Origin of the sequence: Lentilactobacillus senioris (assembly GCF_026798195.1) — a bacterium.
In the GTDB taxonomy this organism is placed as follows: domain Bacteria; phylum Bacillota; class Bacilli; order Lactobacillales; family Lactobacillaceae; genus Lentilactobacillus; species Lentilactobacillus senioris_A.
On the sequence record NZ_JAPQEZ010000004.1, the window covers coordinates 38665 to 65335 of the forward strand.

Annotated in this window: 34 protein-coding genes, 1 other RNA gene and 1 other annotated feature; of the genes, 31 read left to right on the plus strand and 4 right to left on the minus strand. The window is 38.8% G+C overall.

The annotated features are described in order from the left end of the window. The first annotated feature begins 4 nt into the window (after positions 1–4). The 12 genes from OXT66_RS06280 (at position 5) to galE (ending at position 7020) form a co-directional block, all read left to right on the plus strand. Positions 5–415 carry a Mini-ribonuclease 3 gene (locus OXT66_RS06280; protein ID WP_268596527.1) on the plus strand — a complete coding sequence of 137 codons (411 nt, stop codon included), beginning with the start codon at positions 5–7 and terminating at the stop codon, positions 413–415. Then, positions 402–1169, plus strand: coding sequence for a 23S rRNA (guanosine(2251)-2'-O)-methyltransferase RlmB (gene rlmB / locus OXT66_RS06285; RefSeq protein WP_268596528.1), 768 nt, complete (start codon positions 402–404; stop codon positions 1167–1169). Before OXT66_RS06280 ends, rlmB begins: the two co-directional genes overlap by 14 nt. A 9-nt stretch (positions 1170–1178) precedes the next feature. Further along, positions 1179–1715, plus strand: coding sequence for an NYN domain-containing protein (locus OXT66_RS06290; RefSeq protein ID WP_268596529.1), 537 nt, complete (start codon positions 1179–1181; stop codon positions 1713–1715). Between the two features lie 116 nt (positions 1716–1831). Next, positions 1832–2377, plus strand: coding sequence for a sigma factor (locus tag OXT66_RS06295; RefSeq protein WP_268596530.1), 546 nt, complete (start codon positions 1832–1834; stop codon positions 2375–2377). A 52-nt stretch (positions 2378–2429) separates the two neighbouring features. After that, the gene (rpmG, locus tag OXT66_RS06300; RefSeq protein WP_268596531.1) at positions 2430–2579 is read left to right on the plus strand and encodes a 50S ribosomal protein L33; all 150 of its coding nucleotides are present in this window, start codon (positions 2430–2432) and stop codon (positions 2577–2579) included. Between the two features lie 22 nt (positions 2580–2601). After that, positions 2602–2778 carry a preprotein translocase subunit SecE gene (secE, locus tag OXT66_RS06305; RefSeq protein ID WP_268596532.1) on the plus strand — a complete coding sequence of 59 codons (177 nt, stop codon included), beginning with the start codon at positions 2602–2604 and terminating at the stop codon, positions 2776–2778. 93 nt (positions 2779–2871) lie between these two features. Continuing rightward, complete coding sequence (gene nusG / locus OXT66_RS06310; protein ID WP_268596709.1) at positions 2872–3423, plus strand: transcription termination/antitermination protein NusG; 552 nt, start codon at positions 2872–2874, stop codon at positions 3421–3423. 133 nt (positions 3424–3556) lie between these two features. Further along, complete coding sequence (gene rplK, locus OXT66_RS06315) at positions 3557–3982, plus strand: 50S ribosomal protein L11 (RefSeq protein ID WP_056978061.1); 426 nt, start codon at positions 3557–3559, stop codon at positions 3980–3982. Between the two features lie 94 nt (positions 3983–4076). Beyond that, positions 4077–4769, plus strand: a complete 693-nt coding sequence (rplA, locus tag OXT66_RS06320; protein ID WP_056978062.1) for a 50S ribosomal protein L1 — start codon at positions 4077–4079, stop codon at positions 4767–4769. A gap of 69 nt (positions 4770–4838) precedes the next feature. Further along, positions 4839–4948, plus strand: a sequence feature (ribosomal protein L10 leader region). Between the two features lie 27 nt (positions 4949–4975). Continuing rightward, entirely contained in the window at positions 4976–5488 is a 513-nt protein-coding gene (gene rplJ, locus OXT66_RS06325; protein ID WP_054669468.1) for a 50S ribosomal protein L10, read from the plus strand. A gap of 39 nt (positions 5489–5527) precedes the next feature. Further along, positions 5528–5893 (plus strand): 50S ribosomal protein L7/L12, encoded by a 366-nt coding sequence (gene rplL / locus OXT66_RS06330; protein WP_054669465.1) that lies wholly within the window; start codon positions 5528–5530, stop codon positions 5891–5893. Between the two features lie 137 nt (positions 5894–6030). Next, on the plus strand, positions 6031–7020 hold the full coding sequence (gene galE, locus OXT66_RS06335; RefSeq protein ID WP_268596533.1) for a UDP-glucose 4-epimerase GalE: 990 nt from the start codon (positions 6031–6033) through the stop codon (positions 7018–7020). Positions 7021–7054: 34 nt separating this feature from the next. Here galE and nrdF read toward each other — a convergent pair whose 3' ends face one another. From nrdF to nrdH, 3 genes are all read right to left on the minus strand, one after another. Then, complete coding sequence (gene nrdF, locus OXT66_RS06340; RefSeq protein ID WP_268596534.1) at positions 7055–8023, minus strand: class 1b ribonucleoside-diphosphate reductase subunit beta; 969 nt, start codon at positions 8021–8023, stop codon at positions 7055–7057. A 15-nt stretch (positions 8024–8038) separates the two neighbouring features. Further along, positions 8039–10204 carry a class 1b ribonucleoside-diphosphate reductase subunit alpha gene (nrdE, locus tag OXT66_RS06345; RefSeq protein WP_268596535.1) on the minus strand — a complete coding sequence of 722 codons (2166 nt, stop codon included), beginning with the start codon at positions 10202–10204 and terminating at the stop codon, positions 8039–8041. 109 nt (positions 10205–10313) lie between these two features. Continuing rightward, a complete protein-coding gene (nrdH, locus tag OXT66_RS06350; protein WP_268596536.1) occupies positions 10314–10544 on the minus strand; it encodes a glutaredoxin-like protein NrdH in 231 nt (76 codons plus the stop codon). Between the two features lie 173 nt (positions 10545–10717). Between nrdH and OXT66_RS06355 the strand changes: the two genes are divergently transcribed. The 16 genes from OXT66_RS06355 to tsaD all read left to right on the plus strand — a co-directional run bounded on the left by OXT66_RS06355 (position 10718) and on the right by tsaD (position 21564). Then, a complete protein-coding gene (locus tag OXT66_RS06355) occupies positions 10718–11332 on the plus strand; it encodes a class I SAM-dependent methyltransferase (RefSeq protein ID WP_268596537.1) in 615 nt (204 codons plus the stop codon). Between the two features lie 5 nt (positions 11333–11337). Beyond that, positions 11338–11823: a tRNA adenosine(34) deaminase TadA gene (gene tadA / locus OXT66_RS06360; RefSeq protein ID WP_327059002.1), complete on the plus strand. Its 486-nt coding sequence runs from the start codon at positions 11338–11340 to the stop codon at positions 11821–11823. Positions 11824–11858: 35 nt separating this feature from the next. After that, positions 11859–11956, plus strand: an RNA gene (gene ffs, locus OXT66_RS06365) — signal recognition particle sRNA small type. A 204-nt stretch (positions 11957–12160) separates the two neighbouring features. Further along, the gene (gene dnaX / locus OXT66_RS06370) at positions 12161–13891 is read left to right on the plus strand and encodes a DNA polymerase III subunit gamma/tau (protein WP_268596538.1); all 1731 of its coding nucleotides are present in this window, start codon (positions 12161–12163) and stop codon (positions 13889–13891) included. Between the two features lie 20 nt (positions 13892–13911). Beyond that, positions 13912–14223 carry a YbaB/EbfC family nucleoid-associated protein gene (locus tag OXT66_RS06375; RefSeq protein ID WP_268596711.1) on the plus strand — a complete coding sequence of 104 codons (312 nt, stop codon included), beginning with the start codon at positions 13912–13914 and terminating at the stop codon, positions 14221–14223. 12 nt (positions 14224–14235) lie between these two features. After that, a complete protein-coding gene (gene recR, locus OXT66_RS06380; protein WP_056978068.1) occupies positions 14236–14835 on the plus strand; it encodes a recombination mediator RecR in 600 nt (199 codons plus the stop codon). 4 nt (positions 14836–14839) lie between these two features. Next, a complete protein-coding gene (locus tag OXT66_RS06385; RefSeq protein ID WP_268596539.1) occupies positions 14840–15106 on the plus strand; it encodes a YaaL family protein in 267 nt (88 codons plus the stop codon). Positions 15107–15211: 105 nt separating this feature from the next. After that, on the plus strand, positions 15212–15862 hold the full coding sequence (gene tmk, locus OXT66_RS06390) for a dTMP kinase (RefSeq protein WP_268596540.1): 651 nt from the start codon (positions 15212–15214) through the stop codon (positions 15860–15862). Positions 15863–15880: 18 nt separating this feature from the next. Then, a complete protein-coding gene (locus OXT66_RS06395; RefSeq protein ID WP_268596541.1) occupies positions 15881–16207 on the plus strand; it encodes a cyclic-di-AMP receptor in 327 nt (108 codons plus the stop codon). A gap of 9 nt (positions 16208–16216) precedes the next feature. Beyond that, positions 16217–17206: a DNA polymerase III subunit delta' gene (gene holB, locus OXT66_RS06400; protein ID WP_268596542.1), complete on the plus strand. Its 990-nt coding sequence runs from the start codon at positions 16217–16219 to the stop codon at positions 17204–17206. 18 nt (positions 17207–17224) lie between these two features. Beyond that, positions 17225–17557 (plus strand): DNA replication initiation control protein YabA, encoded by a 333-nt coding sequence (locus OXT66_RS06405; RefSeq protein WP_268596543.1) that lies wholly within the window; start codon positions 17225–17227, stop codon positions 17555–17557. 14 nt (positions 17558–17571) lie between these two features. Then, positions 17572–18444, plus strand: a complete 873-nt coding sequence (gene rsmI, locus OXT66_RS06410) for a 16S rRNA (cytidine(1402)-2'-O)-methyltransferase (RefSeq protein ID WP_268596544.1) — start codon at positions 17572–17574, stop codon at positions 18442–18444. Positions 18445–18457: 13 nt separating this feature from the next. Next, positions 18458–19216, plus strand: a complete 759-nt coding sequence (locus OXT66_RS06415) for an acyl-[acyl-carrier-protein] thioesterase (RefSeq protein WP_268596545.1) — start codon at positions 18458–18460, stop codon at positions 19214–19216. Then, positions 19216–19938 (plus strand): tRNA (adenosine(37)-N6)-threonylcarbamoyltransferase complex dimerization subunit type 1 TsaB, encoded by a 723-nt coding sequence (gene tsaB, locus OXT66_RS06420; RefSeq protein WP_268596546.1) that lies wholly within the window; start codon positions 19216–19218, stop codon positions 19936–19938. The genes OXT66_RS06415 and tsaB overlap by 1 nt, the downstream gene beginning before the upstream one ends. Continuing rightward, on the plus strand, positions 19922–20533 hold the full coding sequence (rimI, locus tag OXT66_RS06425; protein WP_268596547.1) for a ribosomal protein S18-alanine N-acetyltransferase: 612 nt from the start codon (positions 19922–19924) through the stop codon (positions 20531–20533). Before tsaB ends, rimI begins: the two co-directional genes overlap by 17 nt. Continuing rightward, a complete protein-coding gene (tsaD, locus tag OXT66_RS06430) occupies positions 20533–21564 on the plus strand; it encodes a tRNA (adenosine(37)-N6)-threonylcarbamoyltransferase complex transferase subunit TsaD (RefSeq protein WP_268596548.1) in 1032 nt (343 codons plus the stop codon). Before rimI ends, tsaD begins: the two co-directional genes overlap by 1 nt. 51 nt (positions 21565–21615) lie before the next feature. On the opposite strand, the gene OXT66_RS06435 is transcribed toward tsaD, so the two are convergent. Next, positions 21616–23553, minus strand: coding sequence for an ABC-F family ATP-binding cassette domain-containing protein (locus OXT66_RS06435; RefSeq protein ID WP_268596549.1), 1938 nt, complete (start codon positions 23551–23553; stop codon positions 21616–21618). 176 nt (positions 23554–23729) lie between these two features. Here OXT66_RS06435 and OXT66_RS06440 point away from each other — a divergent pair, with 176 nt between their 5' ends. From OXT66_RS06440 to groL, 3 genes are all read left to right on the plus strand, one after another. Next, complete coding sequence (locus tag OXT66_RS06440) at positions 23730–24359, plus strand: redox-sensing transcriptional repressor Rex (RefSeq protein ID WP_268596550.1); 630 nt, start codon at positions 23730–23732, stop codon at positions 24357–24359. A gap of 160 nt (positions 24360–24519) precedes the next feature. Then, the gene (groES, locus tag OXT66_RS06445) at positions 24520–24804 is read left to right on the plus strand and encodes a co-chaperone GroES (RefSeq protein ID WP_268596551.1); all 285 of its coding nucleotides are present in this window, start codon (positions 24520–24522) and stop codon (positions 24802–24804) included. A gap of 45 nt (positions 24805–24849) precedes the next feature. Next, positions 24850–26469 (plus strand): chaperonin GroEL, encoded by a 1620-nt coding sequence (gene groL / locus OXT66_RS06450; protein ID WP_268596552.1) that lies wholly within the window; start codon positions 24850–24852, stop codon positions 26467–26469. Positions 26470–26671: the final 202 nt, after the last annotated feature.

Here is a 26671-nt window from a genome sequence, read left to right on the forward strand (position 1 = left end):
TTACATGGAGACTTATCAACAACTTAACGGAGTAGCATTAGCTTATATGGGTGATGCAGCTTATGAAGTATATATTCGTCAGCATTTAATTGAGCAAGGACTAACTAAACCTACTAAGCTGCACCACGTGGCTACTAACTACGTTTCTGCCAAGGCTCAAGCGGCCTTAATTCGGCAAATGGAAACCGATCAATATTTAACCGATACGGAATGGGATTATTTTAAACGTGGCCGTAACGCTAAAAGTTACACTCACGCTAAAAACACCGATGTACTAACTTATCGAGTTTCGACCGGTTTTGAAGCGGTGATGGGGTACTTATACCTTAGTGGACAACAGGAACGTTTAGCTGAAATTGCGGCTTGGTGCATACAACAAGTGGAAGGAGGAAATTTACGTCATGAAACCAAATAATGAAGAAGAAAATAATGACTTTGTGATTGGGCGTCACCCAGTAGTTGCCGCTTTGCAAGCTAAACAAGAAGCAAATAAATTATTTTTGCAAACCGGCATTAACGAAAAGGATCCGGTGATTGCTAATGCTTTAAAGATTGCTAATAAACAACACCTAGTAATTTCACGAGTACCTAAGCAAAAGCTAGATCTAATGACTGACCGACAAAACCATCAGGGAATTGTGTTAGCCGTTGCAGCCTTTGACTATGCTACGATTGATGATTTGTTTACTAACGCAGAACAAAAAAACGAAACTCCATTTTTTGTGATTTTAGATAATATTGAAGATCCTCATAATTTAGGGTCTATTATTAGAACTGCTGATGCTGCTGGAGTTCACGGAGTAATTATTCCCAAACGACGAGCAGTGGGGTTAACTTCCACGGTGGCCAAGACTTCTGCTGGGGCTATAGAACGAGTGCCAGTGGCTCGAGTTACTAATTTAACTAACGCAATTAATGAACTTAAGGAGCGGGGAGTCTGGGTCTTTGGAACTGATATGCACGGGACAGACTACCGTCGTTGGGATGCCAAGGGAGCCGTAGCTTTAATTATTGGAAACGAAGGTAAAGGCATTTCGCCACTAGTTAAAAAACAAGTGGATGAAATGTTAACTATTCCAATGGTCGGTGATATTCAAAGCTTAAACGCCAGTGTTGCTGCTAGTGTTCTTATCTATCAAGGATATAATGCTAGACATCCTTTGAACTAAGGTGATGTTATGAAAGAGGATCTGTTAATTGTCGATGCTTATAATATGATCGGCAACTGGCCAGAGTTAAATAAATTAAAACTAAGTGGCAGACTGGAAGAAGCTCGAGATCAGCTGTTATTTACGTTGTCGCAGTATAAAAAATATCGAGATCTTAATATGATTGTAGTGTTTGATGCGATGTATGTTCCTGGTAACGCCAAAAGTTTTCGACAGTATGATATGGAAATTATTTGGACCAGTAAGGACCAAACAGCTGATAGTTATATTGAGGCTTTAGCCCGGCAAAAGCAAAGTAGATTTGTTCAGGTAACGGTAGCTACTAGTGATCAGGCGGAACAATGGACCGTCTTTTCAGCAGGGGCATTAAGAATTCCGGCCCGTGAATTGTTATCAGATGTTAAGCGAGCAGAACGAGAAGTTAATCAAGAAGCCAAGGTGATTGCTGATCGGGGTCAAATCTTTCGCCGCTCACCATTTACCGCTAATCAATTATTGTCTTTGGAAAAGCTGCGGGATGAATTGAGTCATCGAGGTCATAAATAAATTTATATTTGAAGATGTTAGTGGTTATATTTTGAGGCGATGAAACTCACGTTCGCTTGTTGAAAACGATCACATGAAATAATCTGAACCTATTCTGATAAGGGAGGGTTCATTTCATGGAACAAACAAACCTTGATTTAATTAACCGGGCTGCAGCAGGTGACGATTTAGCAATTTTGCAATTATTTAATACTTATCTGCCAATCGTAAAAAAACTGCAGTCAGAGTTTTACATTACTAACTTCGAGGCGGATGATTGGTATCAAGAAGCCCAAATAACGCTATTTCGTTCAACTCAAAAATTCGACTCCACCAAAAACGTCACTTTTGGGAGTTTTTATAAACGCAATCTGCACAACCGGGTGATTGATTTAATTCGGGAATCTCAAGCTAAAAAACGAATTCCCCAGTCTGAATTACACTCCATTGAGGCTAGGGAACAATATTACGTGGAAACGATTCAGGACCATCAAGATATCATGCCCGATTTAAAGGTGTTACTGGTGGAATCAATTGTAGAGGCTTTTGGTCAATTTTCACAGTTAGAAAAACAGACGTTTATTCAAATGTTGGAACATCCAAAAACACCGCACCAATTTTCAGCAGCCACTAGGAATGCTTTTGACCGGTGCCGAAAGAAATTTTACGATACTGTTGATTGACTGAAGTTAAGATCAATGTTAGTATGAACTGTGATTGTCAGGAGGAAGTTAAATGGCCTACAAAAAAGTAGCGTTAGCTTGTTCGGTTTGCGGGTCTAGAAATTATACGATTCCTACAAATCCGAATCGAACTAACCGTTTAGAAATTAAAAAATTCTGTAAGTATTGTGGTCAACATACGTTGCACCGCGAAACCAAGTAATCTTGCCGGGGAGGAAAAAACGATGAAATTCATTAATTTTTTAAAGAGCGTCGTTCAAGAAATGAAAGAAGTTACCTGGCCTAATGCCCAAGAAACTAGAAGAGATACGTCAACTGTTGTTGGCACTTCGATTTTGATGGCAATCTTTTTAGGCTGCGTTGATTGGTTCTTTCAATGGGCTTTGCAATTATTTGCATAGTCACTACCCGAATAGTTTGGTATACTAATACTGAAGCACGATCAAAACCTGTTAAGCAACAGGTTTTTTTGTTGGATTAAAAAGGAGAATATGATGGTCGAATCAGCTGAAAAGAAATGGTACGTATTACATACGTATTCTGGATACGAAAACAAAGTTAAAATGAACTTGGATAGCAGAAAGCAATCCATGGGAATGGAAGATAACATTTTTAGAGTCGTTGTTCCTGAACAAGAAGAACACGAAACTACTAAGAGTGGCGAAGACAAAGTTAAAATGGACAAAACTTTCCCTGGCTACGTGTTAGTGGAAATGGTCATGACTGATCAAGCATGGTACATTGTGCGAAACACTCCAGGGGTTACCGGCTTCGTGGGTTCCCATGGACAGGGTAGTAAACCAACACCATTGTTGCCAGAAGAAATTGATCATGTTTTGAAGATGATCGGTATGAATGCTCGTCACGAACAATTAGATGTCGAAGTAGGCGATTCCGTGGAAATCGTGGATGGAGCCTTCTCTGGCTTAACTGGTAAAATTACCGAAATTGATAACGAAAAAATGCGCTTGAAGGTTAACATTGATATGTTTGGTAGAGAAACTAGTACTGAACTTAAATTTGACCAAATCGACCCAATCGTTTAGAAAATTTAGGTAAGTAATTGTCGCTAGGAAAAAGATGTGGTATACTCAGGTGGTATGTTTTTGCATACTGATAAACGTGGGAGGAGAAATCTAATCTCCACTTACCACACACGGACTTAAGGAGGTATGTCTCGTGGCTAAAAAAGTAGCTAATATTGTTAAATTGCAAATCCCTGCGGGCAAAGCAACACCTGCCCCTCCAGTTGGTCCTGCTTTAGGTCAAGCAGGTATCAACATCATGGGCTTCACTAAGGATTTCAATGCGCGGACTGCTGATCAAGCAGGTATGATCATTCCAGTTGTTATTACTGTGTATGAAGATCGTTCATTTGATTTCATTACTAAGACCCCACCTGCTGCTGTTTTGCTCAAAAAGGCTGCTGGTGTTGAACACGGTTCCGGCGAACCTAACACTAACAAGGTTGCAACTGTAACCAAGGATCAAGTTAAGCAAATCGCTGAAACTAAAATGCCAGACCTTAACGCTGCTGACGTTGAAGCAGCTATGCGCATGGTCGAAGGTACTGCACGGAGCATGGGCTTCGTAGTTGAAGACTAATTTAAGTTAGTCTTTGGGTAGCTTTGATGCGTAGCTGACGCGTCGCGTGGGAGGTTGAACCCGTTATAACCACATTGCAAGGAGGAAAACACACATGGCTCGTAAAAGAGGAAAACAATATCAAGATGCCTTAAAGCAAGTAGATCAAGATAAAGCATACGCCGTAAATGACGCTGTTGAATTGGTTAAAAACATCGACTTTGCTAAGTTTGATGATACTGTAAGCATCGTATTTAATTTAAACGTTGATACTAAACAAGCAGACCAACAACTTCGGGGGGCAGTTGTCCTACCTAACGGTACTGGTAAAGACCAAACCGTTGTTGTATTTGCAAAGGGTGACAAGGCTAAAGAAGCCGAAGAAGCCGGTGCAGATTTCGTTGGTGAAACTGACTTAGTTGAAAAAATTCAAGATGGCTGGTTAGACTTTGATGTCGCTATTGCTACTCCTGATATGATGGCTCAAGTAGGTCGTTTAGGTCGAGTATTGGGACCTAAAGGCTTAATGCCAAACCCTAAGACTGGTACTGTTACCATGGACGTTGCTAAGGCAGTGTCTGACTCAAAAGCTGGTAAGGTTACTTACCGGACTGACCGTGATGGTAACGTAGCAGTTCCTGTTGGTAAGGTTTCATTTGACGCTGACAAATTGGCTGGTAACATCAAGACAATTGCTGATGTAATTGTTCGTGCCCGTCCAGCTGCTGTTCGTGGTACTTACGTAAAGAACGTTTCAATTTCATCTACCTTTGGCCCTGGGGTTGAAGTAGATATTGAATCAATCTAGTTTGTACTAGTTGGAATTAAATTCCGAAAAATCCCTATGTTGACGATTTTTTGCCAATATGGTAAAATCATCTTTGTTATATTTCTGCCTAAGACTCAGGTGGCGTAAGCCTTAATATCCTGCCGAGGAAAGTTTCTTTTCCTATGTCTACGGTGGCATAGGGATTTTTTATTAAATCCCAACGAAAATTTTGGGAGGTGAATTTCGTGAGTGAACAAGCTATTGCTGTTAAAGCAAAACAAGTTGAAGAAATTGCAGATCAATTAAAGAATGCATCTTCTGTTGTAGTTGTTGATTACCGTGGCTTAACCGTTGCTGAAGTAACTGATTTACGGAAGCAATTGCGTGATGCTGGTGTTAGCATGCAAGTTATCAAGAACAAGATCTTGATGCGGGCCGCTGAAAAGGCTGGTTTTGATGGTTTGAAGGATACCTTTGTTGGTCCTACTGCCGTTGCTTTTGGTTCTGAAGATCCAATCGCCGCTGCTAAGATTTTGCATAACTTTGCAAAAACTGCTGAAGCACTTGAACTTAAGGGTGGTATCATCGACGGCGAAGTTGCTTCTGTTGAAGAAATTTCAACATACGCTACTTTACCAAGTCGCGAAGAACTATTGTCTACCTTGGCAAATATTCTTCAAGCACCTGTACGTAACGTTGCATACGCCGTTAAGGCAATTGCAGAAAAGAAAGAATCTGACGATGGCGACGCTGCCTAGTCAATACTAAAATTCCAATTATAAGTGGAGGAAAATACAATGGCTTTTGATAAAGACAATATTATCGACCAATTAAAAGAAGCTTCAATTACTGACTTAAACGACTTAGTTAGCTCAATCGAAGAAGAATTCGGTGTTTCAGCTGCTGCTCCTGTAGCTGCTGCTGGTGCTGCTGGTGCCGACGCTGGTGCTAAGGATTCATACGATGTTGAATTAACTGAATCTGGTGACCAAAAAGTTAAGGCTATCAAGGTTGTCCGTGAAATCACTGGACTTGGCTTGAAAGACGCTAAGGGTCTTGTTGATGGCGTTCCTTCTGTTATCAAAGAAGGCGTTTCTGAAGACGAAGCTAACGACATCAAGGCTAAACTTGAAGAAGTTGGTGGCGTAGTTACTCTTAAGTAATTTCGCTTAAAAAGCTCATTTCCTAATGGAAATGGGCTTTTTGTTTTCCTAAAATTTAGTGGAAATGTTTGCTATGCGGATCCTTTTGGTGGAAAATAAGGGTATAAAAATATACTCCAAACAAAGGGGAAGAATTTATGGCAATTTTAGTACTAGGCGGAGCGGGTTATATCGGTTCGCATACCGTAGACAGATTAGTTAATACTGGCAATGATGTGGTGGTGGTGGATAATTTATCGACTGGTCATCAATCAGCTGTAGCTGAGGATGCCAGATTTTACGAGGGAGATGTTCGGGACCAAGACTTTCTGGAAACCGTTTTTGCTAATGAAACTATCGATGCGGTAATTCATTTTGCGGCCTTTTCAATAGTACCTGAGTCAATGAAAGCCCCCTTGAAATATTTTAACAATAACGTGGGTGGTTTAATTACGTTATTAGAAGTAATGAAAAAACATAACGTTGATAAACTTATTTTTTCATCATCAGCAGCTACATATGGAGAGCCGACTAGGGTTCCAATCGAAGAATCTGATCGGCAAATTCCAACTAACCCGTATGGTGAAAGTAAATTAATGATGGAAAGAATCATGCACTGGTGTGATCAGGCTTATGGCATTAAATTTGTAGCTCTTCGCTATTTCAACGTGGCGGGAGCCAAAGCCGATGGTAGTATTGGTGAAGATCACCAGCCAGAAACGCACTTAGTACCCATTATTTTGGAAGTAGCCGCTGGTAAACGTGATCAGTTAACGATCTTTGGTGATGATTATGACACTGCCGATGGTACCTGTGTGCGAGATTATGTTCACGTAGAAGATTTAGCCATGGCTCATATTTTGGCGGTGAGCTACTTGGAAAATGGTAATCCTAGCCGAGCCTTTAATTTAGGTTCTTCTACCGGTTTTTCTAACTTACAAATGCTACAAGCATCCCTAAAAGTCACAGGTCAGGCAATTCCTACGGTAATGGGGCCTAGAAGGGCTGGAGATCCTAGTACCTTAGTGGCAGCTAGTAAAGAAGCTCGTGAAATCTTGAATTGGCAACCGGAATATGATGACGTCGAAAAAATTATTCAAACCGCTTGGAATTGGTATCAAAAACATCCTAGTGGTTATGAAGACTAAAAAAACAGTCAGGAAATCTTTCCTGACTGTTTTTTTAGATTTTTTTACCAAAATTATAATCGGAATCCTGCATAGATTCTACGTTTCCTAGTAAGTAACCATTACCTACTTGAGAAAAGAAATCATGATTGGCAGTGGTGGTTGAAATTCCGTTCATAATAACCGGATTAACATCTTCATTAGTGTCCGGGAAAAGGGGATCTTGACCTAAATTCATTAGAGCTTTATTAGCATTGTAACGAATGAAGGTCAGCACATCTTCTGTCCAACCAACTTGGTCATAAAGAAGGTGATTATAGTTTTCTTCATTTTCATATAGTTTATAAAGGAAATCGTACAACCAGTCCTTGAGTTCAGCTTGATCCTCATTAGATAACTGGTTGTAGCCAATTTGAAATTTATAACCAATGTAAGTACCATGAACGGATTCATCGCGTAAAATTAGCTTGATGATTTCAGCTACGTTAGAGAGCTTATTGTGGCCTAGATACCACAGCGGTGTATAAAAACCTGAATAAAAAAGAAAAGTTTCTAAAAAGACACTGGCGATTTTCTTTTTTAGTGGGTTAGGCTCATCTTTATAGATATCTCTAATCTTTAAGGTTTTATTTTGGAGTAGTTCCTCGGTATCGCTCCAATCAAAAATTTCTTCAATTTCATCTGGCGAGTTTAAAGTTGAAAAAATAGACGAGTAACTTTTAGCATGAACGGATTCCATAAATTGGATGTTGTTTAGTACGGCGGTTTCATGCATTGTTACGGTATTTTTTCGTAGAGAAGCCATTCCTTCTTGAGATTGTAGGGTGTCTAGCAGGGTAAGACCACCAAAAACGTGGCCTACTAACCAACGATGATCGTCGTCTAAGGTCCGCCAATCAGCTAAATCGTTGGAAAGGGGAATTCTGGTATCCAGCCAAAACTGTTCGGTTAATTTTTCCCAGGTGGCTTTATCAATTGCGTCGTCAACTGCATTCCAGTTAATGGCGTTATAATTATCAGTCATGTTAGTGTTCCTCCGTTAAATTACACAACTTTCACATTGATTGGCGCCCACTTCTCCTTGGTCGTCAGTAAATGTGCGAATGTAATAGATTGATTTAATTCCTTTGTAATGAGCATAGTTTCTTAAGATATTTAAATCTCTGGTGGTCATTTTGTCTGTGCGGCCATTTTTCCATTCATATAGTCCTTCAGGAATAGTTGAACGCATAAATAAAGTAAGACTCATACCTTGATCGACGTGCTCTTGGGCGGCCGCATACACATCAATTACTTTTCGCATGTCAATATCATAAGCCGATTGATAATAGGGCATGGTATCGTTAGAGAGGTAAGGGGCCGGATAGTAAATTTTACCGATCTTAGATTCTTGGCGTTCTTCAATTTTATTAATAATAGGGTGCAAACTAGCAGTAGTGTCATTAATGTAGGAAATGGAACCATTAGGAGCCACTGCCAGTCTGTTTTGATGGTATAAACCGTTTGTCATCACGGCTTGCTTAAGTTTTTCCCAATCAGCTGGTTGAGGAATAAAGACACCCTCAAAAAGAGATTTTACTTTATCAGAAGTAGGACCATAAGAATGGGTTAAATACTTATCAAAGTAACTTCCATCAGCATACTTGCTTTGTTCGAAGTTTACAAAAGTTTGGTTTCTTTCTTTAGCAATTTGGTTAGAGGCCATTAAAGTCCAATAATTTAAGAGCATAAAGTAAACGCCGGTAAATTCGATGGATTCCGGAGAACCGTAATGAATATGGTTTTTAGCTAAAAAGCTATGTAAGCCCATGGCACCTAAACCAATAGAATGAGCTTCCTGGTTTCCTTTTTGAATGGAAGGAACTACGTCAATATTAGAATGATCGGTTACAAAGGTTAAAGCTCGCACCATGGCTTCAACTGAATGACCAAAATCGGGAGAACTCATGAGGTTATTAATGTTAGTAGAACCTAAGTTACAAGAAACATCTGTACCTAACTGAGTATACTCTTGACGATCATTAACCGTTGAAGGGGTTTGAACTTGCAAAATTTCTGAGCAAAGATTGCTCATAACAATTTTACCATGAATTGGATTGGAATGATTAGCGGTATCAATGTTAATTACATACGGATAGCCGGATTCTTGTTGTAACTTACTGATTTCAGTTTCTAAATCACGAGCTTTGATTTTTTTCTTGTGAATATTTTCGTTGGCCACTAAATTATCATATTCCTTAGTGATATCCACATACGAAAATGGAGTATTATATTCACGTTCCACATCGTACGGACTAAAGAGATACATGTCTGCATCTTCTTTAATTAGGTCGTAGAATTTATCTGGTACAACAATTCCTAGTGATAGGGTCTTTAGTCGAATTTTTTCATCAGCATTTTCTTTTTTAGCGCCTAAAAAGGCAATGATATCAGGATGAAAAACGTTTAAATAAACCACACCGGCACCTTGGCGTTGACCGAGTTGATTAGAATAAGAAAAGCTATCTTCTAATAATTTCATAACTGGGACCACGCCAGAGGCTGCTCCTTTAATGTGCTTAATTGGATCGCCGGCTCCACGAAGGTTAGTCAAATTAATGCCGACCCCACCACCGATTCTAGACAATTGAAGAGCTGAATTGATAGTCCGACCAATGGTGTTCATATCATCAGTAGTTTGAATTAAGAAGCAAGAAACCAATTCTCCACGCCGCTTTCTGCCCGCATTTAAAAAGCTAGGGGTAGCTGGTTGGTATCGTTGGTGGATAATTTCGTCAGCTAGGTCCATAGCTAATTGCTGATCGCCATCAGCAAAATAAAGAGCGTTAACGGCTGCTCGATCAATAAAACTTTCTAAATAGTGTTCTTTATCATCAGTTTGTAATGCGTACTGCGCGTAAAATTTGTAGGCGGCCATAAATGATTTGAAATGAAAATCTTGACTGTTTAAGTAGTCGTATAATCTTTCAATGAAACTCAGTGGGTATTTAGTTAAAAAATCAGTTTCGTAATATTGATTTTTAGTTAGGTAATCTAAACGTTGTTTTAAAGAATCAAATTTAATTGTGTTTGGTTCGACGTTTTCTGCAAAAAAAGCTGCAAGGGCTTCTTGATCTTTATTGAGCGGAATCTGGCCGTCAATAGGGATGTTAATTTGATTATTTAAATCAAAATACGTCACGTCTTCTAATTTAGTTAATGCCATTGGAAATTACCCGCTTTCTAATTTTTAAAAAAATAAGCGAGACCTGAAGTGGTTTCGCCGTTTTAGTACCGTCTTTTTATGGTAGAATAGTGACTATCGTTATTAATCACTAACCTGCAACTGCTTGAAGTTGTTGGGGACGAAAACCGCTAAAAGCAGGTTGTCCTTCGATTTCAATTACTGGAAGAGACTGGAAACCGTTAGATTTCAAGTAGTTAATGTATTCTGGTTGTTCGTTAATGTTGTGTTCTTCAAAGACAACGTCATGTTCTGTAAGGTAACGCTTAGTCATCTTGCATTGCATACAGTTGTTTTTGGAATAAATCGTTACTTTGGCCATGTGATTCACCTTCTTTTTATTCGTTAACTTTTGACATGCTTTTAGTCTACACTAAAAAAAAGAAATTGCAATTTAGAAAAACCACAAGATATGGTGTTAAAAACGGTTTAATGCCACTAAATATTGACTTTAATCGCACTTGAAAAAAACTATTAAAATTTGGAGAGATTATTATGACAGAACAGCAATACTATTATTCGACCAATCCAACTACTGAACATAACTTAATTTCATGGCCATATGAACTACGAGGATATAACTTTACGTTTACTACAGACAACGGAGTGTTCTCTAAACACTTAGTGGATTATGGTAGTCGAGTCATGATTGACACGGTTGATTTAACTAATTTACCAGCTGGTCCGATCTTAGATTTGGGGACAGGGTACGGTCCGGTAGGAATCACTGTAGCCACTGAACTACCTGACCGCCAAATCGATATGGTCGACGTTAACGAACGGGCATTGGGCTTGGCTAAACAAAATGCTGCCGCTAATCACGTGACTAACATTCGAATTTTTAGTAGTGATGTTTATGCTGGCGTTAAAGATCAGCAATACGCAGCTATTATTACTAATCCACCAGTACGAGCTGGCAAGAAGGTAGTGGATCAAATGTTGTCAGAAGCGATTGATCATTTAGTAGTGGGGGGCAAACTCACTGTCGTTTTGCAGAAAAAGCAAGGGGCCCCGTCTGCTAAAAAATTAATGGAACAAATTTTTGGTAATTGTTTGATCTTAAAACGCAGTAAAGGCTATTACATTTTGGAAAGTACCAAAAAGGAGTAACTTAAGTGAACGAAACTGATTACATGAAGTTGGCCTTAGAGGAAGCTCAAAATGCTGCCTTAATTGGTGAAGTTCCTATCGGTGCGGTAGTCGTTTACCAGGGCAAAGTAATTGGCTGGGGCCATAATTTAAGGGAACATTTAGAAGATGCGACGGCCCATGCCGAATTGTTAGCAATTCAAGAAGCTTGCCGTTATCTAAATAGTTGGCGATTAATAGATTGTGATTTATACGTTACAATCGAACCATGCTTAATGTGTGCGGGCACCATTGTGAATTCTAGAATTCGCCGCGTGTATTTTGGGGCAAGAGACCCTAAAGCGGGGGCAACCAAAAGTTTGTACGAGGCGTTAGAAGATTCTCGGCTTAATCACCAAGTCGAGGTTCATGAAGGCTTGTTGGCCGCTGAAGCTGGCCAGGTAATGCGAGATTTTTTCAAAGCAGCACGAAAGCGTAAGAAGGCTGCCAAGAAAAAACTGAAAAAGAGCTAGTCTTTTAACCTTAAAAAGTGTATACTAATTATTGCCGTAAGGCCTTGAGGCAAAAATCAGCTTACGAATCGTGTCAGGTCCGGAAGGAAGCAGCACTAAGTATCCTTGATTTTGTGCCTCTTGTTTTTTATAAAAAATGAGGTTGCTTTTAGGCAATCGATACTAAAACCAAAATTCAATACCCAAAATGGGTATTGAATTTTTTTCTACAAAAATATGGTTGAATTAGAACTCATTTTGTTTGAAATTGATCACTCTGATTGGTGGTCAAATCGTTAATTTCATAATATAATTATTTAGATGTTTTGATTAGTGAAACGACAAAAGGAGACTTTCGATGAGTTATCAAGCTTTATACCGAGTTTGGCGACCGCAACGGTTTGATGAAATTGTGGGCCAATCTATTATTACTCAAACGTTAAAAAATGCACTGATTACTCAACGAATTAGTCATGCCTATTTATTTACGGGTCCTCGTGGAACAGGGAAAACCTCGGCAGCTAAGGTTTTTGCTAAAGCCGTCAATTGCCACTATTTAAAAGACGGAGAACCCTGTAACGAGTGTGAAACCTGTAAGGCTATCACGGCTGGGCGTTTAAATGATGTCATTGAAATTGATGCGGCCTCTAACAACGGGGTTGAAGAAATTCGAGATATTAGAGATAAGGTGAAATACGCTCCTACTCAAGCGGACTACAAAGTGTATATCATTGATGAAGTTCATATGTTATCTACCGGAGCGTTTAATGCGTTATTAAAAACGTTAGAAGAGCCCCCAGCTAACGTTATTTTTATTTTAGCGACTACTGAACCTCATAAAATTCCAGCCACCATTATTTCACGGACACAAAGATATGATTTCAAACGGATTCAACCGCAAGTGATTTTGGAACGAATGGAATACATTTTGGGTCAAGACCAAGTAACCTACGATGATGATGCTTTAAAAGTAATTGCTAAAGCGGCTGAAGGTGGGATGCGAGACGCATTAAGTATCTTAGATCAGGCAATGGCTTACGGAGACCAGGCTGGAGTATCATATGATAATGCTTTGCAGGTAACGGGGAGTGTTACTAATCAATTATTGACTGATTATTACACCCAGATAGTTGCCAAGGATACTAAAGCAGCCTTAGTATCGGTTCAAAAAGTTCTAAGTGATGGTAAAGATGCTCAGCGCTTTTTAGAAGACGTGACGGCTTATAGTCAAAATTTATTGCTATATCAACAGGATCCAGAGATGGTTAATCAAATGGAGCTGGGAATCATTGATGAACAGTTTAAACAAATTAGTGCTCAAATAAGTCCAGAAATTATTTATCAAATGATTGATGAATTAAATGAAGTAGCTAATTCCATGCGTTATTCCATGCATCCAGATGTGTATTTAGAGGTTTTAACCGTTAAATTAACTCACTTAACGACTGAAAAAGTAGTAACTACGGTTGACGCTACAAGCGATAATCAAGCAGAAATTAACCAGTTGCAACAACAAGTAAAACAATTGCAAGAACAACTAGCTAGCTTACAAAATAACCAAGTGACTGCGACTCCTGTTTCGGCTCCGGTAAAAAAAGCTCCTGCTAAGTCAACCAATAACATCAAAGTTGCCTTGAACAAGGTGTATCCGGTGCTAGATCACGCTACTAGATCGGCTCTAGACTACCAAAAGGCAAACTGGGCTGATTTATTAACTACCTTATCAGTGACCCAACGAGCGGTTATGCATGTTTCTAAACCAGTCGCTGCTAGTGAAGATGGTGTCATTGTAGCGTTTGATTACTCATTTTTATTTCAAAAAGCACAGTCTGATCAAGAATTAGTGGATGCTTTAGAAAACGGCTTAGATCGAGTTACTGGTCGTAGTGTGAAAGTGGTCTTTGTTCCAGAAAATGAATGGCCACAAATTCGTAAGGATTACTTAGTAGGTAAACAAAACAACGGAAATACTTCAGAAGTTACTGGCACTGAAACACCTGAATCAAAACAAACTGAAACGGTGCCACCAATTGTTGAAAAAGCCGAAGAATTATTTGGCAGTGAAATTTTAGATATCAAAAATGATTAGGATATAACGGAGGATTTATAATTATGAATGGTATGAATATGAACAAGATGATGAAGCAAATGCAAAAGATGCAAAAGCAACTTTCTGCAGAACAGGAAAACTTAAACCAACAATCATTTATTGGCAAAGCCCCTGGCGAAATGGTAGTTGCTACATTTAGTGGTGATCGTAAATTAACAGATCTCCAAATTAAACCGGATGCAATTGATCCTGATGATCCAGAAATGTTATCTGATTTGGTATTATCGGCGGTTAATGATGGACTCCAACAAGTGGCAGCGGCTACAGAACAAACCCTTGGTAAATACACTAAAGGCATTCCCGGAATGTAAGAAGGAATTTAAATGCAATATCCAGAACCAATTGCTAAGTTAATTGACAGTTATATGAAGTTACCAGGAATTGGGAATAAAACGGCGACTAGATTAGCGTTTTATACCCTTGATATGGATGAAACTGATGTCAAAGATTTTTCTAAAGCTTTACAGGCCACGAAGGACGACTTACATTTTTGTTCAATTTGTGGCAACATCACTGAGGCGGATCCGTGTGAAATTTGTACCGATAAAACTAGGGATCAAAGTCAAATTTTAGTGGTGGAACAACCTAAAGACGTGATGGTAATGGAACGAATGCACGAATACCATGGCCTTTATCATGTTTTACAAGGGGTTTTATCACCAATTGAAGGTAAAGGACCAGAAGAATTAAACATTAAATCACTGATTAAGCGACTCCAAGATAATCCAGCAGTCAAAGAAGTAATTGTAGCAACTAATGCAACTCCAGAAGGCGAAGCAACTGCTATGTATCTGAGTCGACTAATTAAGCCGGCTGGAATTAAAGTTACTAGGTTAGCTCATGGATTATCAGTGGGAGCCGACATTGAATACGCCGATGAAATGACCTTGTTTAAGGCTGTCGAAGGTCGAACGGAGTTGTAAGATTATGAAATTATCATGGTTTCACCGGCAAGGTGTTAAAGAAGAATACGATCAAAAGCTATTGGATTTAGTTAATACACTCAAAGAAGAGTGGGATTATGATCGCCGGACCCAAGAAGCGGTTGCGGATGGTCAAATCGATTTGGATTTAGAGGCAGAAACCATATTAGCTAAACAAAAATTTTTCTTTATTTATAGAGAGGCCCGTTTACGCCGGGTTAAGAACACAACCATTCAATCTTCAGTGATCAATTATGATCCGTACGAATAATTCTAATAGAGGTGAGTGACTTTTCCGCCAAGTAAGCGATCAGGTAAAAATCCGATAGTTTCAATGGAAGAAGGGTCACTCTTTTTAATTATAAAGAGGGGTAATATGGGACACAGAGGCAAATTTATTAGTTTTGAAGGCCCGGATGGAGCCGGTAAAACTTCTGTTTTAACAGCAATTCAAGCGCGCTTAGCACCTAAATTAGGTAAGAGATTGATAGTGACTCGTGAGCCGGGTGGTGATCCTATCGCCGAACAAATTCGAGCGGTCATTTTAGATCGAAAGAACCAAGCGATGGATGTGAGAACGGAAGCACTGTTATATGCTGCTTCACGCAGACAACATGTAGTTTCTACAATTTTACCAGCGTTAGAAAACGGGCAATTAGTTTTATGTGACCGGTTTGTGGATAGTTCGATTGCGTATCAAGGCGCTGGTCGCAAAATCGGAGAGCAATCGATTGCTGAAATCAATCATTTTGCCACTCAAGGCTTACTACCGGCTAAGACTATTTATTTTGATATTCCGGTAAGTATGGGCCTAAAAAGAATTGCTCAACACCGAGATACTAAAAAAATTGACCGCTTAGATGTGGAAACCGTTGATTTTCATGAACGAGTTCATGCCGGTTATGATCGATTAATTAAACAAAATCCTGATCGTTACGTAGTTATTGATGCTAGTCAAGAACTAGACGTAGTGGTTGAAGAAGTACTATCAGCTATTAAGGTAGTGACCCCAGAATATTTCGATTAAGAAAGGTGAGAAATCAATATGAAATTAGTAATTGCGATCGTTCAAGATAAAGATGCGAGTCGTCTAAGGTCAACCTTTGTTGCTAATGATATTGTGGCAACTAAGTTTGCAACTGCTGGTGGTTTTTTACGGGCTGGTAATACAACTTATTTTGTAGCAGTAGATGACGATAAAGTGGAGTTAGTTTTACAATTGATTAAGGAAACTTGCTCTGCTCGCAAGCAATATATGACTCCGCCAGTTAGTATTAGTGGCGATGGTGCTGAACAAACTTTTCCTATTGAAGTAGAAGTGGGCGGCGCAACGGTGATGGTATTACCTATTGATGCTTTTCATCAATTTTAGGAGTAAACAATGATTGAAGAAATTCAAACGCGTCAAACTGAAATTGTTCAACAATTCATGAATTTGGTGGCTAATAATCAATTATCCCATGCCTATTTATTCACGGGAGAAGCCGGAGCCGGTCAATTAGAAGTAGCTGAATTGGTAGCTATGCGGCTTTTTTGTAAAAATGTCCAAAATAACTTACCATGTGGCGAATGTTCAGAATGTTTACGAATTTTAAATCAAGAACATCCAGACGTGGTGATGGCCAAGCCAGAAGGCTTAAGTATTAAAGTTGATCAAATTCGGTTTATTAAAAGTGAGTTTTCTAAAAGTGCCGTTGAAGGACAACAAAAAGTATTTATTATTGAAGCTGCTGATAAAATGACCATTGGGGCTGCTAACAGTCTCCTAAAATTCATTGAAGAACCAGCGGGGACGGTAGTGACTTTTCTAATTAGCCCGGAAAAACAGTTAATTTTACCCACAATTGTTTCTAGAACTCAGGTGGTAGAATTTAAAGCAGTGGCTAATAACTTATTAACTGCGAAGCTTACTCAATTAGGAGTGGCTCCTAGTCAACAATCACTTTTGCTGAGTTTGACTAACGATTTAAACCAAATTAAAGAATGGATCCAAGACGATTGGTTCACTAAAATCGTCAATCAGGTAATTAAATGGGATGAATATTTGATTTCGGGAAATCCACAGGCCTTTTCTCAAATTCAAATGAAAATTATGCCCCTGGTTTCTAACCGCGATCAACAACAATTAGTATTTCAATTAATTGTGGCGTTATGGCAAGAAACGCTATTAGTTAAATACGGCCAAGATATTAAAGAAGTTAAATTTCAGGGGGCTAAGCAGCAATTAACGCAAGCAGCTTCTATGAATACCGGACAATTATTACTAGGGTTAAAAGAGATATTAAATATGAAGGCTATGGTGGATGTAAACGTTAGTTTTCAAAATATTTTGGAAAGTACGACGTTAAACATCCTGGCAATTTTTGAGTAAATGGTAGGGTGGTAAAATTTGGATAAACAAGAAGCATATCAAGCATTGCAAGATTTAGACCAACAATTAAGCCAGGTAGCTAGTCAATTTTCTGATTTACATGAAACGCTGACTACTTTACTGGAAAAAAACGCCGAATTAGAAATTGAAAATCAACATTTAAGAGAACGGGTAAACCAAATTCAAGCTAAAGAAGAAGAGGACGACGATGAACATTTATCCTCCTCTCGAAAAAATTTAGAAAAGCTATATAATGAAGGCTTTCACGTTTGTGGCCAATTTTATGGCAAGCACCGTGAAGAAGGCGAAAATTGTATTTTTTGCATGGATGTCATTTACGGTCGACGGTAAGGTAGGAGAAAAAAGTGCAGACACAATCTAGTTTTGAACAACATTCTGGGAATGGAACCTTATTTTTGGTACCTACGCCCATTGGTAATTTAAGCGACATGACTTTTCGGGCGGTCGAAACATTAAAAACGGTGGATCTAATTGCGGCCGAAGATACCAGAAATACCCAAAAACTTTTAAACCATTTTGAAATTGAAACTCACCAAATTAGTTTTCACGAACATAATACAACTGAACGAATTCCGGAATTAATTGCTAAACTACAAGCAGGACTTAACATTGCCCAAGTTAGTGATGCGGGAATGCCTTCGATTAGCGATCCTGGTAAAGAACTAGTTAAAGCAGCCGTAGAACAAAATCTACCAGTAGTACCACTTCCGGGAGCTAATGCTGGAGTGACAGCATTAATCGCTTCGGGAATTAATCCACAACCGTTTTATTTTTATGGTTTTTTGCCCCGAAAAGACAAAGATCAACGACAAGAATTAGCAAAACTAGCCCAACGAGAAGAAACTACCATCTATTATGAGGCCCCTCATCGATTAACTAAAACTCTCAAAAATATTGTGGCAGAGTTTGGCGAACACCGACAGGCAGTTTTAGGACGGGAATTAACTAAAAAACACGAAGAATTTATTCGTGGTAGTTTGGCAGAGTTATTAACCTGGGCTACTAGTGAAAACGTGCGGGGAGAGTTTGTGATTATTATTGCTGGTAATGATGATCCGGTAGAAGAAGCACAGCCAGAATCGTTGTTAACGCCAGTTGAACAAGTGCAACACTATATTGCTGAGGGAATGGCAACTAATGCGGCAATTAAAGTAACGGCTAAAGAGCGAGAACTACGACGTCAAGATTTATATAATCAATTTCACGATATTAAGTAAGGAAGTAAAGACAGTGGCAAAAAAATACAGTTTAGATCATCAAGTTTTATATTATGAAGGAGACGTCACCAACCAAATGACCATTGCGATGTTGTTAAACGTGGTGGTGTTAACTTCAGAAGCCCAAAATCGAGATTTAGGAATTGATCATGACATTTTGGGGCAACAAGGATTAGGTTGGGTAGTAACTTCATATTCGATGAAGGTGAATAGAATGCCACGAGTTGATGAAGTAATTACTGTTACTACCAGAGGGACTTCATATAATCGGTTCTTTGCACTTCGTGAATTTTGGGTAGTAGATGCAACTGGTCAAGAATTAGTAAAAATTGATAGTATCTGGGTATTAATGGACGAAGTTAAACGAAAAATTACTACCATTAGTCCAGAAATAGTTGCTCAATATGAATCGGAATTGGTTAAAAAAATGCCAAAATTACCAAGACCCACTGCCCCAGAAACCGTGATTGCTGAGAAAAATTATCAAATCAGATATACTGACATTGATTTCAACGGACATGTTAATAATGCCCACTATTTAGAATGGGTAGTAGATACCTTGCCGATGACGTTTTTAGAGCAACATACCCCCAAGGCCATCAACATTCGGTTTGAAAATGAAGTGGTGTATGGACAAACTGTGCAAGGAACTGTTGAATTATTAGGAGACGACTCTCAAAGTATTTCACGACACGAAATTAAGTTTGAAGATACCACCGCAGCATTAGCTGAAATTACTTGGCAAAAAGCTACCTTATCGGAGGATGAATAATGAAGATATTAGCATTAGATACATCCAATCAACCATTATCGGTTGCCGTATTAGTAGATGGTAAAATGCAAGCTAGTGAAACCCTCACCACCCATAAAAAACATGCTGAATTCTTATTACCAGTCATTGAAGATTTAGTTTCAAAGTCAGGCTTACAACCGGCTGAAATTGATCGAGTAGTAGCTGCAGTGGGACCAGGATCTTATACGGGAATTCGGATGGCCACTACGTTTGCTAAATCCTTTGCTAGTACGTTAGACAAAGAATTAGTTGCAGTTTCCAGTCTACTAGCACTGGCTTTAAATATTAGGGCCGAAAATGTATTGATTAACCCAATGTTTGATGGTCGTAATCAAAATATGTTTACGGGCCTTTACCAGTGGCAAAACGGGCAATTAAAAGCGGTAGTGGAAGACCAACACACTAACGTAAATGATTGGTTAGACCAATTAACAGAGTTTAATTTACCAATTGTTATGGTTGGAGAAATCGATAATTTTGTGGAACCTTATCAAGAAATTTTAGGTGATCGGGTCCAAGTGACTGAAGGACTGCAAAATATTCCCAATGCGGCTTTATTAGCTGAATATGGTCAACAATTAGAACCTATTAAAAACGTGGATAGCTTGGAACCTCGCTACTTACGACTCACCAAAGCAGAAGCTGATTGGCAAGCTGCTCATCCAGATGAAAGGGGTGGTAACTATGTGGAAAAGGTTTAAGACCTGGTATGGTCAAAATATTAGTAATCGGGATGCTAGATTACGGGAAAAATATTTAGATATCAGAAACCACGAAGTTACCATCAATGATATGGATTACTTTCTTGCCAAAGCGGTAATTCCGGATATTCCTGAAATTTTAGGAATTGAACGAGCAGTTTATGGTGGTCAAACTCCTTGGGATGATAAAGCATTTCAAAACGAATTAAGTCGTAAAAAAGACCGCTTTTACTTAGTTTTAAGAAGAAATGATTGGTTAGTAGCATTTATTGGTTGTTCTTTGAATTTTAAAACTAAGGATTGCCATATTACTAACGTTGCAGTTGCTCCTAATTTTCAAAACCATGGCTTGGGTTATTTTTTGGTGACCAAAATTATTAAAAAAGCCCGACAATTAGAGTATAAAAAAGTAACTTTAGAAGTACGGGTAAGTAACACCAACGCTCAAAAATTATACCGAACCTTAGGTTTTCAAGATGCTGGAATTAAACGGGGTTACTATAATGGCGATCATGAAGATGCCTTAAATATGGTGTTGGAATTAGATGGGACTGCTGACGCTGTGGTTCCTGATTATGATACGGAGGAAAAATAGTGGCACGAAATTTAATTTTAGCTTTTGAAACTAGCTGTGATGAAACCTCAGTAGCAGTGATCGAAGATGGTAACCAAATCTTATCCAACGTAGTGGCTACTCAAATTAAAAGTCACCAACGATTTGGTGGGGTGGTACCAGAAGTAGCTAGTCGGCATCATATTGAACAAATTACTATTTGTGTAAAGGATGCATTGGCAGAAGCTCAAGTGGACTATTCAGATTTAACCGCAGTAGCTGTTACTTACGGACCTGGATTAGTAGGAGCTCTCTTAATTGGGGTAACTGCTGCTAAAACCATTGCCTGGGCACACAACTTACCTTTAATTCCAGTTAACCACATTGCGGGGCACATTTACGCTGCTCGGTTTGTACAACCAGTTGAGTTTCCAGCGTTAGCGTTGGTTGTTTCTGGTGGGCATACCGAACTAGTATATATGCCAGCCGAAAATCAATTTGAGATCATTGGTGAAACTCGTGATGATGCAGCAGGAGAAGCCTATGATAAAATTGGGCGAGTATTGGGAATTAATTATCCTGCTGGTAAGACGGTGGATGAATGGGCTCATGAAGGTCAAGATACCTTTAATTTCCCCCGAGCTATGGACAAAGAAGACAATTTTGACTTTAGTTTTAGCGGGTTGAAAAGTGCCTTTATTAACACTGTTCACCATGCTGATCAAATTGGTGAAACTTTGGATGCCAAAAACTTAGCGGCTAGTTTCCAAGCTGCCGTTGTAGATGTGTTGGCTGATAAAACGGTCAAGGCCTTACAAGAATATCCAGTTAAAGAATTAATCTTGGCAGGTGGAGTCGCTGCTAACCAAGGAATTCGGGCACGGTTACAAAACGAATTACAAGCATTTCCTACAACCGAATTAGTCTTAGCACCTTTGGCTTTATGTGGTGATAATGCTGCTATGATTGGTGCCGTAGGGGAAGTATTGTACCGGCATAATGTGTTTGCAGATGCTAGCTTAAATGCTAATCCTGGATTGGAATTTGAGTGGGCAGCTGATAGTGAATGTTAAATAAAAAGGACTTTTGACACGGTTAAGTTGTCAAAAGTCTTTTTTTATTGATTATTCTAATAATTCTTCAAGTTCAATACTTTTTTCGGTCCACTGCATTTCAACTTCATCAGTTTTAGTTTGGTTATCATCTAAAGCTGCTTGCAGTCTACCTAATTCTTCATAATCAGTTTGAACGATAGAAACCATTTGTTCTTCAATAGCCGTCCGTTGATTTTTAAGATCGGTTAGTTGATTTTCGAGATCTTGAACTTGACGTTCCATCTTGCGCCGTTTCTTCTGGGCTTCTTTACCTAATTGATAATTATTTTTAGAAGGCAGACTGGTAGTAGTATTGGCTTCAAGATTATTTTGCTCCTCATTCCGGGCTTTGAGGGCTAATTGTTCGTCCTTTTTTTCGACGTAGTAATCATAATTACCAAGATAAGCAGTACTACCTTCCGGGCTGATTTCAACCACTGAAGTGGCCACTTGGTTAATAAAGTACCGGTCATGTGAAACAAATAAAATGGTGCCGTCAAATTGCTTTAAAGCGGCTTCCAGCACTTCTCTACTATCAATATCCAAATGGTTAGTCGGTTCATCAAGAATCAAGAAGTTATCATGCTTCATTGCTAACTTGGTAAGTAATAAGCGGGCTTTTTCACCACCAGATAAAGATCTGACTTGCTTTAAAACATCGTCGCCAGAAAATAAGAAACTACCTAAAATGCTTCTAATATCTTTTTCTGGGGAGGTGGGGTGTTCGTCCCACAATTCGGCTAATACCGTTTTGTTATTGTGAAGACTTTGCTGTTCTTGATCATAGTAGCCGGTATCAACGCCGGTTCCAAATGAAACCGTGCCTTTAATAAATGGAATAATGTCTAAAATACTTTTAAGCAGTGTAGACTTACCGATTCCGTTAGGACCCACAATAGCTACCGCTTGGTTAGCGGTGATGTCTAAGTTAATAGGTTCTGCTAGTATTTTTTCATCGTAACCTACAGCGGCATCGGTTACTTTTAATACGTTATGGCCACTTTTCCGATTACCAGAAAAAGTAAAATGAGCTACTTTTTCATCACTGTTAGGACGATCGATTCTATCCATTTTGGCTAGTTGTTTTCTTCTAGCCTGTGCTTGCCTGGTTGAAGAAGCTCTAACAATATTTTTATCCACAAAAGTTTGGAGTTTTTGAATTTCAGCTTGTTGTTTTTCATAAGCTCGCTCTTGTTGATCTTCTAGTTGCGCTTTTTGGGTAATATAGTTAGAATAATTGCCCTTATAATGATGGAGGGTATTGTGAGCTAAGTCATAGACCTCATTAACTAACTTATCTAAAAAGTACCGATCATGAGAAATGATTAACAGAGCGCCACTATATTTTTGAATATAACCTTCTAACCAGGTAATAGTAGCAACATCTAAGTGGTTAGTTGGTTCATCTAAAATTAAGAGTTCGGGTTTTTCTAATAGTAGTTTGGCTAATGCTAACTGAGTTTTTTGACCGCCAGAAAGTTCGCTAATAAAGTGGTCGTAATAGGGTTCGTCGAAGCCAAAGCCGTGTAGTACACCCCGAATTTCGGCAGCATAACCGTAACCATTTTGCCGTTCAAATTCTACTGATAAACGATCATACGTGGTAGCCAATTGCTCCAACTGATCTGAATCAGTAGTGGTTCCCATCTGATTTTCTACTTCGTGAAGTTGGTTTTCTAGTTGTTTCACCTCAGCAAAAACGGATTCCATTTCTGCATAAATGGTTTTATCTGATTCTAGTCCGGTATCTTGAGCAAGATAACCGATTGATAAATCTTTTTTCTTTGTGATTTCACCACCGTCAATACTGGTTTGGTCCATTATCATTTTAATCAAGGTGGATTTACCGGCTCCATTACGGCCGACTAAGGCAATTCTACTGTTATCTTGGATCGTAAGATTGACGTTAGTAAATAAATCTTCACCATTAAAACGTTTGGTGGCATTTTTAACCTGGAGAATTATCAAGGCAATCTCCCTTCTAAAAGTTCTATTCTTACTATTCTAGCATACTGGAAAAAAGGAATAAATTAGAATAATATTTGAAATCTATTTCACAATCTTTGTTAGTATGTTAAAATAGGTACCAATAAGTATTTCACAAGACATAATCTTTGAACTACGGATATGGAGGAAAATATTTCGTGGCAGTTGACAATATTCCAAAGGCAACGGCAAAACGGTTGCCTATTTACTATCGTTACTTAAACATTTTACACGATGCTGGTAAAAACCGGATCTCATCAACCGAGCTAGCAGATGCAGTCCAAGTGGACTCAGCAACAATTCGCCGTGACTTTTCCTATTTTGGTGCCTTAGGTAAACGAGGGTATGGGTACGACGTAGATAATTTACTTAACTTTTTTAAACAAATACTTAACCAAGAACGACTCACCAGTGTGGCTTTAGTCGGGGTTGGTAATTTAGGACACGCTTTACTTAATTTTAACTTCCACAAGGATAGTAATGTCCGTATTTCAGCGGCTTTTGATATTGACGAAAACATCGTTAATACTATTCAAGACGGAGTTCCTGTTTATCCAATGGATGAATTAGGTCAACAATTAGAAGATCAACAAATTAAAGTGGTCATTTTAACCGTTCCTTCTGCAGAAGCTCAAAAAGTTACGGATGATGCAGTTGCTGGGGGAGTTCAAGGAATTCTTAACTTTACTCCAATTCGGTTATCCGTTCCTGATAAGGTACGAGTTCAAAACGTTGACTTAACTAATGAGTTACAAACTCTAATTTACTTTATTGATAACTATTCGTAGTTTAATTACGTAAACCTATTTTGGTTTGCGTTTTTTTATTTTTCTAACCAAATCACTTGCATTTCTTAGCGAATGATAATATATTATAAACAGTGTTTAGCACTTCTGACAAATAAGTGCTAACAATGCTAATAATGTTGAAATTGATGGAGGGATTATCGTGTTAAAACCATTAGGAGATCGCGTAATCATCGAAACGCTAGAAGAACAAGAAGAAACCGTTGGCGGAATTGTCTTAGCAAGTAACGTTAAGGAAAAGCCTCAAACTGGTAAAGTAATTGCTGTTGGTGCTGGTCGGGTGTTAGATAACGGTCAAACCGTTGCTCCAGCTGTTAAGGAAGGCGACGTTGTTATGTTTGACAAGTACGCCGGTACCGAAGTGAGCTATGATGAAAAGTCATACCTTGTTCTACATGAAAAAGACATTGTAGCAATCGTAGACTAGAAACTTTTTAAACTAATAAAAATTAAACGTTGAGGTGGATATATAATGGCTAAAGAAATTAAATTTTCAGAAGATGCTCGCACATCCATGCTTAAGGGTGTTGATAAGTTAGCAAACACTGTTAAAACTACAATCGGACCTAAAGGCCGGAATGTTGTTTTGGAACAAACTGCTGGTAATCCAACTATTACCAACGATGGGGTTACAATTGCTAAGGCAATTGATTTACCTGATCATTTTGAAAACATGGGTGCTAAGTTAGTATCAGAAGTTGCTTCTAAGACTAATGATGTTGCTGGTGATGGTACCACAACTGCTACTGTTTTGACTCAAGCAATTGTTAACGAAGGTATGAAAAATGTTACTGCTGGTGCCAACCCAGTTGGTATCCGTCGGGGGATCGAACAAGCTACCAAAGCAGCTGTCGCTGCTCTTCACAATATGTCACATGATGTAAAAACTAAAGAAGATATTGCTCAAATCGCTTCTATTTCTTCAGCTAATGAAGAAGTTGGGAAGTTAATTGCGGACGCAATGGAAAAAGTTGGTAACGACGGTGTGATTACTATTGAAGAATCACGTGGGGTTGATACTAGCTTAGACGTTGTTGAAGGGATGCAATTCGATCGTGGTTACATGTCACAATACATGGTAACTGATAATGATAAGATGGAAGCTGACCTCGACAATCCATACATTTTGGTTACTGACAAGAAGATCAATAACATCCAAGATGTTTTACCACTACTTCAACAAATTGTTGAACAAGGTCGTTCATTGTTAATCATTGCCGATGATATTGGTGGTGAAGCATTACCAACCTTGGTTCTTAACAAGATGCGTGGAACCTTTAACGTTGTTGCTGTTAAAGCTCCAGGCTTTGGTGATCGCCGTAAAGACCAACTTCAAGATATCGCTATCTTGACTGGTGCTACTGTGATTACTGATGACTTAGGCTTGAACTTAAAAGACACTACTATTGATCAATTAGGTCAAGCAGGCAAGGTTAACGTCACTAAAGACGCAACTATGATCGTTGAAGGTGCTGGCTCTAAGGATGCCATCGCTGCTCGTGTTGAAGAAATCAAGGGTCAAATTGAAACTACTACTTCTGATTTTGATCGTGATAAGCTAAAAGAACGACTTGCTAAGTTATCAGGTGGGGTTGCCGTTGTACGTGTCGGTGCCGCTACTGAAACTGAATTAAAAGAAAAGAAATACCGGATTGAAGATGCTTTAAACGCTACTCGGGCCGCTGTTGAAGAAGGATTCGTTCCTGGTGGTGGAACTGCCTTGATCAATGTTATTCCTGACGTTGCTAAGCTAGAAGCTACTGGTGATGAAGCTACTGGTATTAAGATTGTTCAACGAGCATTAGAAGAACCAGTTCGCCAAATTGCTGAAAATGCTGGTGTTGAAGGTTCAGTAATTGTTGAAAAATTAAAGAACGAAAAACCAGGAATTGGTTACAACGCTGCCAACGGTGAATTTGAAGATATGATCGCCGACGGGATTGTTGATCCAACCAAGGTAACTCGTTCAGCTCTTCAAAATGCCGCTTCTGTTTCAGCTTTGTTATTAACAACTGAAGCCGTAGTTGCTGAAGAACCAAAAGATGATAGTGCCCCAATGGCCCCTGCAATGCCAGGCGGAATGGGCATGTAATTTAATAAATTAACGTCAAAAATCTAGGCAATTTTGCCTAGGTTTTTTTTAAAATTAAATGAGATTAGTAGCATCCATTAAAATATAAAATCACAAAATACATTAGTATCAAGGATTTTAATTGATTTAATCTGGCTGGAATTTTTATTTTTTACTGCACGACAGATAAGATGTAATATCGGTTAATATAAAACTTTTTGTG

Excerpts from the sequence above, each read along its gene's own strand:
- rplA (WP_056978062.1), top strand. The coding sequence starts at position 4,077 with ATGGCTCGTAAAAGAGGAAAACAATATCAAGATGCCTTAAAGCAAGTA.
- nusG (WP_268596709.1), top strand. The coding sequence starts at position 2,872 with ATGGTCGAATCAGCTGAAAAGAAATGGTACGTATTACATACGTATTCT.
- recR (WP_056978068.1), top strand. The coding sequence starts at position 14,236 with ATGCAATATCCAGAACCAATTGCTAAGTTAATTGACAGTTATATGAAG.
- rplL (WP_054669465.1), top strand. The coding sequence starts at position 5,528 with ATGGCTTTTGATAAAGACAATATTATCGACCAATTAAAAGAAGCTTCA.
- dnaX (WP_268596538.1), top strand. The coding sequence starts at position 12,161 with ATGAGTTATCAAGCTTTATACCGAGTTTGGCGACCGCAACGGTTTGAT.
- rpmG (WP_268596531.1), top strand. The coding sequence starts at position 2,430 with ATGGCCTACAAAAAAGTAGCGTTAGCTTGTTCGGTTTGCGGGTCTAGA.
- galE (WP_268596533.1), top strand. The coding sequence starts at position 6,031 with ATGGCAATTTTAGTACTAGGCGGAGCGGGTTATATCGGTTCGCATACC.
- tmk (WP_268596540.1), top strand. The coding sequence starts at position 15,212 with ATGGGACACAGAGGCAAATTTATTAGTTTTGAAGGCCCGGATGGAGCC.
- nrdF (WP_268596534.1), bottom strand. The coding sequence starts at position 8,023 with ATGACTGATAATTATAACGCCATTAACTGGAATGCAGTTGACGACGCA.
- nrdH (WP_268596536.1), bottom strand. The coding sequence starts at position 10,544 with ATGGCCAAAGTAACGATTTATTCCAAAAACAACTGTATGCAATGCAAG.
- OXT66_RS06355 (WP_268596537.1), top strand. The coding sequence starts at position 10,718 with ATGACAGAACAGCAATACTATTATTCGACCAATCCAACTACTGAACAT.
- OXT66_RS06295 (WP_268596530.1), top strand. The coding sequence starts at position 1,832 with ATGGAACAAACAAACCTTGATTTAATTAACCGGGCTGCAGCAGGTGAC.
- nrdE (WP_268596535.1), bottom strand. The coding sequence starts at position 10,204 with ATGGCATTAACTAAATTAGAAGACGTGACGTATTTTGATTTAAATAAT.
- holB (WP_268596542.1), top strand. The coding sequence starts at position 16,217 with ATGATTGAAGAAATTCAAACGCGTCAAACTGAAATTGTTCAACAATTC.
- OXT66_RS06395 (WP_268596541.1), top strand. The coding sequence starts at position 15,881 with ATGAAATTAGTAATTGCGATCGTTCAAGATAAAGATGCGAGTCGTCTA.
- OXT66_RS06290 (WP_268596529.1), top strand. The coding sequence starts at position 1,179 with ATGAAAGAGGATCTGTTAATTGTCGATGCTTATAATATGATCGGCAAC.
- OXT66_RS06385 (WP_268596539.1), top strand. The coding sequence starts at position 14,840 with ATGAAATTATCATGGTTTCACCGGCAAGGTGTTAAAGAAGAATACGAT.
- secE (WP_268596532.1), top strand. The coding sequence starts at position 2,602 with ATGAAATTCATTAATTTTTTAAAGAGCGTCGTTCAAGAAATGAAAGAA.
- OXT66_RS06280 (WP_268596527.1), top strand. The coding sequence starts at position 5 with ATGGAGACTTATCAACAACTTAACGGAGTAGCATTAGCTTATATGGGT.
- rimI (WP_268596547.1), top strand. The coding sequence starts at position 19,922 with ATGTGGAAAAGGTTTAAGACCTGGTATGGTCAAAATATTAGTAATCGG.
- rlmB (WP_268596528.1), top strand. The coding sequence starts at position 402 with ATGAAACCAAATAATGAAGAAGAAAATAATGACTTTGTGATTGGGCGT.
- tsaB (WP_268596546.1), top strand. The coding sequence starts at position 19,216 with ATGAAGATATTAGCATTAGATACATCCAATCAACCATTATCGGTTGCC.
- groL (WP_268596552.1), top strand. The coding sequence starts at position 24,850 with ATGGCTAAAGAAATTAAATTTTCAGAAGATGCTCGCACATCCATGCTT.